This window comes from Roseovarius sp. MBR-6, assembly GCF_040547525.1.
In the GTDB taxonomy this organism is placed as follows: Bacteria; Pseudomonadota; Alphaproteobacteria; order Rhodobacterales; family Rhodobacteraceae; genus Roseovarius.
In genome coordinates, this window is record NZ_JBEPPW010000053.1 from 1 (window position 1) to 4322 (window position 4322).

Sequence of the window (4322 nt, forward strand, 5' to 3'; positions counted from 1 at the left end):
GTCACCAGAAAGGGTAAAGGTGGCCGACTTTTACGCCGCCCGCAGCAGGCTCATCCCGCCGCTACCGTGGCCGACTTTCGCACCGCCGTTCTCAGGTAGCGCGCGGCAACCTCCGGGCTCATCCATTCAGGCCAATCCGGGAGCGGCTGGCTCCTTGCTTCTTCATAGGTCATCGCGTGCTCCTGCATCGTTGTCAGATACGACGTTAAGCGGCGTCTAAGGCAAGTTCATCACGGGAATGAGGTGAAATCTAGAAATCCTAGGTACTTGCGCGATTTACTTCGGCAGGTTGGCGCGGTAGCAAGGTTCTGCAACCACGAATGGATAACGACGCATGGCGAGACTGCCCAGGCTACCAAGCCTTTTGGACCGAAAGATCTACAAGACAGGGCAGACGCGCGGAGCGGACGACGATCAGATTTTTCAGAATCGTGTCGGACGTAATTCAACTGTTCTGATCCCCTTTGCCGTATGGGTTCAAATTCCAACACTCCATTCGCTCAGGTTTGAGAACGGTTTTATCGTCATGATACCCCCACGCGATTACTTCGAGGTTGCGGGGCAAGATGTTTCAGCACATGGCCTGGAGATTGGTGTAAATGCCCTTGTCTATTACGAGCGGCGCGACGAATGGCTCCAATTTCACCCTGACCAATACGGCTTCACCCCGCCAACCTCCCGGACTGCGCCGCTCGGCGGTCAATACGCTGCCAGAATTGCGAATACCACCTCTGCAAATGACGAGCGGATCAATGTTGGATTCACCAGCACCGGGCTAAAGGGCGCGGGTATCCGGCTTTATGAATACGCAGACCTCGGAACACTTGGCACCACAAGAATTCAGCTTGAGGCGGTATTTTGGCACGCGGTTGACGCCGTGGAAAAGATGCTAACCGCGGGGATGACGGAAGACGAGATTCGACAGCGCCGTTCTGCTGTCCTAGACAATGCGGCAAGTCTCGGGTTGCTCGACTATGATCAGCTAGTGGAGGCACGCATTGTCAACGCAGACCGAGAACTCGTTTGTCCTCTTTGTCTTGAACCGATCAGTGCCGCAGGTTTTCTGAGTCGCTTGCCACAGGCATCAGGGCGTGAACGGCATGACTTGACCGTGACGGAGATCAATCTGTTTCATATCCAGGAACTCGGCTACGGGCTGTTTAACCACAGGCCCTATAACCTTGGCTGGGGGCATCACCATTGCAATGTCGTCTGCAAGGACTCAGGTATCCAACCCACGCTCGATTGGATGGCTGCCGTGATGCGACGCAATGGGATGCTAGACTGAAAACAAGGGCAGATCAGCAGCGATTTTTCCATTCGCGTAAACCGGAATACGCGGCGCAGCGGAGTGCGTCCTGCCCTCCTTTACACGGGCGGAAAGACTGGCTGCTGCATACTCAACCCACTTGTCTTCAATCTCAATACCGATTGATCGGCGTTTCAGGTCATGAGCCGCAAGCATTGTACTTCCAGAACCGTTGAAGCAGTCCAGAACCACATCGCCTTCGTAGCTGCTGGTCGAGATGATCAGCTTTAGCAGGTCTTGAGGCTTCTCCGCTGGGTGTTTGCCTTTGTATTGGCGCACGTTCATGTGCTCCCAAACGTCGGTAAACGGCTGGCTCGGATCGACGTTGAAGGCACGGATCACGTCCTCATAGGCTGGCATCAGCGCAATCTTCCCGGTGCCGATGAACGCCGCGCACATCTTGGCATACTGATCCCGACTTGGAATGTTGCGACCCGTTTCCCAGTTCGAGACAGCACCGCCGTTGTTCACCTTGCCGTAGGCACCGATGATTTCCGTGAGTTCATTCGACGAGAGATCGCATTGTTTCCGACAATCCCGCAGGAACAAACCAAACGGTGACTTGTGCAGGTTGCCCTCGCGCGCTGGTGAACAGACAATGATTCTTTCGCTGTGCGGATACCACTGCCGCAGCGCCGTCTTTTTCATTTTCTGCTTCCAGCCGTCATAGCCTGGTTCATTCGGCTTCGTCCAAGTGATGATGCTGTGCATGTTCATCGTCTGGGACGCCCGAACGTAAAGGAACGGGGACATTTCGGACGAACAAAACAGATAGATAGAGCCATTTGGTCGAAGGACGCGGTGCCATTCCGCGTAATACTGATCCATCCAGGACAGATATGCCTCATCATCGCCAAAGCTCGCATCGCCATAAATATTGGCCTTTTTCGTCGAATGATATGGCGGATCAGTTAGCACTAGGTCGATAGAATTGCTCGGTATCAATCGCAGCAATTCCAGCGAGTCACCTTTGAACAGATTATGGTCGGAACTGTGAAAGGCTGAATGCCCGGCAAGCTTGGCGCTCGTTTTGCAGAACGCCTCTTGTCGGTTCAACGGATAGATTTCGTTTTCAGAACGGGGAATCTCGAAGGCCATGTGTCTCTTGCTCACTTTTGCTTATGATTACGCGATATGTAGGGGCTACGCAATCGCTCAGGCACTACGCCTTGCGCAACAGAGCAGGAGGTCGCTCAGACGCCGCCTCTTTAGGCGGGCGCGCCTAAGGTGTCTCAATCAAACAACATCTTGGCCCGACGATCCCCGGTTGAGCGAGAACAAAAGTGGAACTTATGAACGTGTCACCGGGCGCGCTGTGCGCCTCATCAACGGAGACCACGATCATGACCGACCTCAACACCCTCTCGAAGAATGAACTGAACGCCCTGCTGGTCACGCCCCTGAACGCGTCCGCGCTGAAAAAGACCTCGAAGGCCGACCTTGTCGCCATGTGCGACACTATGTCGGCAACAGACGCACGTGACGCTGACCTGCGCGATGCACGCACAGACGACACGCCCCCGACCGAACCGACACTCGGCCAAGTCATCGACGGACTGACCCCACTTGAGAAGGCCGTCGTCGTTGCCCACCTCGACGCCGGGATGGATTGCAACGGCGCGGAGACCCTCGACGCGATGCGCGCGGACAACATGACCTGGAGCGACGTTGCTGAAACTTCGAAGCGCACGGGGCTGACCAAGAAACAGGTCAACGGGGTGCTGTCGTCGCTGTCCACCAAGGGCCTTGTCGTCGTCGACTGCGACCCGGTTAACGGTGAAGGAACGGTTCAGCAGGTGCTATCGGACCAGGGGATAGTCGTTGCGTTCGAGTTGATGGCCGACGGGATCGAGGCAAAGACTGCACCGAACGCCCGCAAGGTACGGATGTTGCCCGACCGGGTGATGCTCGAACCAGGCAAGGCGGAGGACGTGCGCGCCACAAAGGCGGGTAGCAAGCGGCACCTGATGGCCGAGGCGCTGTCCAGAGGCACGACCATCGACGAACTGATGGAAGTGCTCGGATGGAACAAGAGCACCGTTTCCGCCGCTCTGCGCACAGACATGGGAGCCCTCGGGCTTGGCGTCGAACGCAAGGCGGGTAAGTACTACTTGATCCTGCCCGTGGGTGTGAACCGCGTCCCGGCACGCGATGCTGACACGACACGCGCGGATGCACTCGTCGCGGCGTGCAAATAGCCCGTCCAACATATGATAGTGCTGGGTTGGCAGTGAACATTGGCCAGCCTAGCATCCTTGAGCGCTGTAAGGCGGATAACCCGGTCAGATGGAGCAGCGTCTACGGTGTTCGCTGAAGGAAGATCAGGTATAGGTGTGATGCACTGTTCTGGAGTAATCATGATCGACCCTGAGGATATTCCAAGCCCCACGATTGAGAGAGTGGCCATGATGGAAGGCATTTTGATTGCCTCTGCAACTGGCGGCTCACCGGACAATCATATCTACGAACACCTTCGCCGTGAGTTCATGGCAGACCCTCAGATTCGTGATTTGCTTCCGCAATTCGTGCGGACATATCGCAACCTCAACGCCTTCTGGCCATTTATTAAACACGAGGCGGGCAGTTACGCTGAACGTAGGCAGATCATAAGTGGGGCCTTCACGCCACTCATGGATCAACTTGAGGGCCGCAACACGGCTCCCGGCGACAAGGTGGCGTCTGATGCCTTGGAGACCTTCGACCTAGACGGAGTTCACGCAGTCTGGGGCAAGGCAATTGCCCGCCGGAACGTCGATCCCGAAGGCGCGATCACGGTGGCAAGGACACTGCTCGAAACAGTGGCAAAACGCATTCTCGATGAATGCGGCGAGACGTATTCCGACAAGGATGACCTGCCGAAGCTGTATGCGAGCGCAGCAAAGGTGCTCAACCTTGCGCCGAACCAGCATACAGAGGAACTGAGAACGGCGGTGCGAAAGTCGGCCACGGTAGCGGCGGGATGAGCCTGCTGCGGGCGGCGTAAAAGTCGGCCACCTTTACCCTTTCTGGTGAC

Annotated in this window: 5 protein-coding genes; 3 read left to right on the forward strand and 2 right to left on the reverse strand. The window is 56.3% G+C overall.

Going from position 1 to position 4322, the window contains the following annotated elements:
• Positions 1–50: 50 nt before the first annotated feature.
• Entirely contained in the window at positions 51–173 is a 123-nt protein-coding gene (locus ABIE57_RS20280) for a hypothetical protein (RefSeq protein ID WP_354540845.1), read from the reverse strand.
• 161 nt (positions 174–334) lie between these two features.
• Here ABIE57_RS20280 and ABIE57_RS20285 point away from each other — a divergent pair, with 161 nt between their 5' ends.
• Complete coding sequence (locus tag ABIE57_RS20285; protein ID WP_354540846.1) at positions 335–1288, forward strand: BstXI family restriction endonuclease; 954 nt, start codon at positions 335–337, stop codon at positions 1286–1288.
• On the opposite strand, the gene ABIE57_RS20290 is transcribed toward ABIE57_RS20285, so the two are convergent.
• Positions 1280–2407: a DNA-methyltransferase gene (locus tag ABIE57_RS20290; protein WP_354540847.1), complete on the reverse strand. Its 1128-nt coding sequence runs from the start codon at positions 2405–2407 to the stop codon at positions 1280–1282. The two genes, ABIE57_RS20285 and ABIE57_RS20290, sit on opposite strands and share 9 nt — an antisense overlap.
• A 245-nt stretch (positions 2408–2652) precedes the next feature.
• Here ABIE57_RS20290 and ABIE57_RS20295 point away from each other — a divergent pair, with 245 nt between their 5' ends.
• Entirely contained in the window at positions 2653–3507 is an 855-nt protein-coding gene (locus ABIE57_RS20295; protein ID WP_354540848.1) for a hypothetical protein, read from the forward strand.
• A gap of 159 nt (positions 3508–3666) precedes the next feature.
• Positions 3667–4272, forward strand: coding sequence for an abortive infection family protein (locus ABIE57_RS20300; RefSeq protein ID WP_354540849.1), 606 nt, complete (start codon positions 3667–3669; stop codon positions 4270–4272).
• The last annotated feature ends 50 nt before the right edge of the window (positions 4273–4322 follow it).

Excerpts from the sequence above, each read along its gene's own strand:
- ABIE57_RS20280 (WP_354540845.1), bottom strand. The coding sequence starts at position 173 with ATGACCTATGAAGAAGCAAGGAGCCAGCCGCTCCCGGATTGGCCTGAA.
- ABIE57_RS20285 (WP_354540846.1), top strand. The coding sequence starts at position 335 with ATGGCGAGACTGCCCAGGCTACCAAGCCTTTTGGACCGAAAGATCTAC.
- ABIE57_RS20290 (WP_354540847.1), bottom strand. The coding sequence starts at position 2,407 with ATGGCCTTCGAGATTCCCCGTTCTGAAAACGAAATCTATCCGTTGAAC.
- ABIE57_RS20295 (WP_354540848.1), top strand. The coding sequence starts at position 2,653 with ATGACCGACCTCAACACCCTCTCGAAGAATGAACTGAACGCCCTGCTG.
- ABIE57_RS20300 (WP_354540849.1), top strand. The coding sequence starts at position 3,667 with ATGATCGACCCTGAGGATATTCCAAGCCCCACGATTGAGAGAGTGGCC.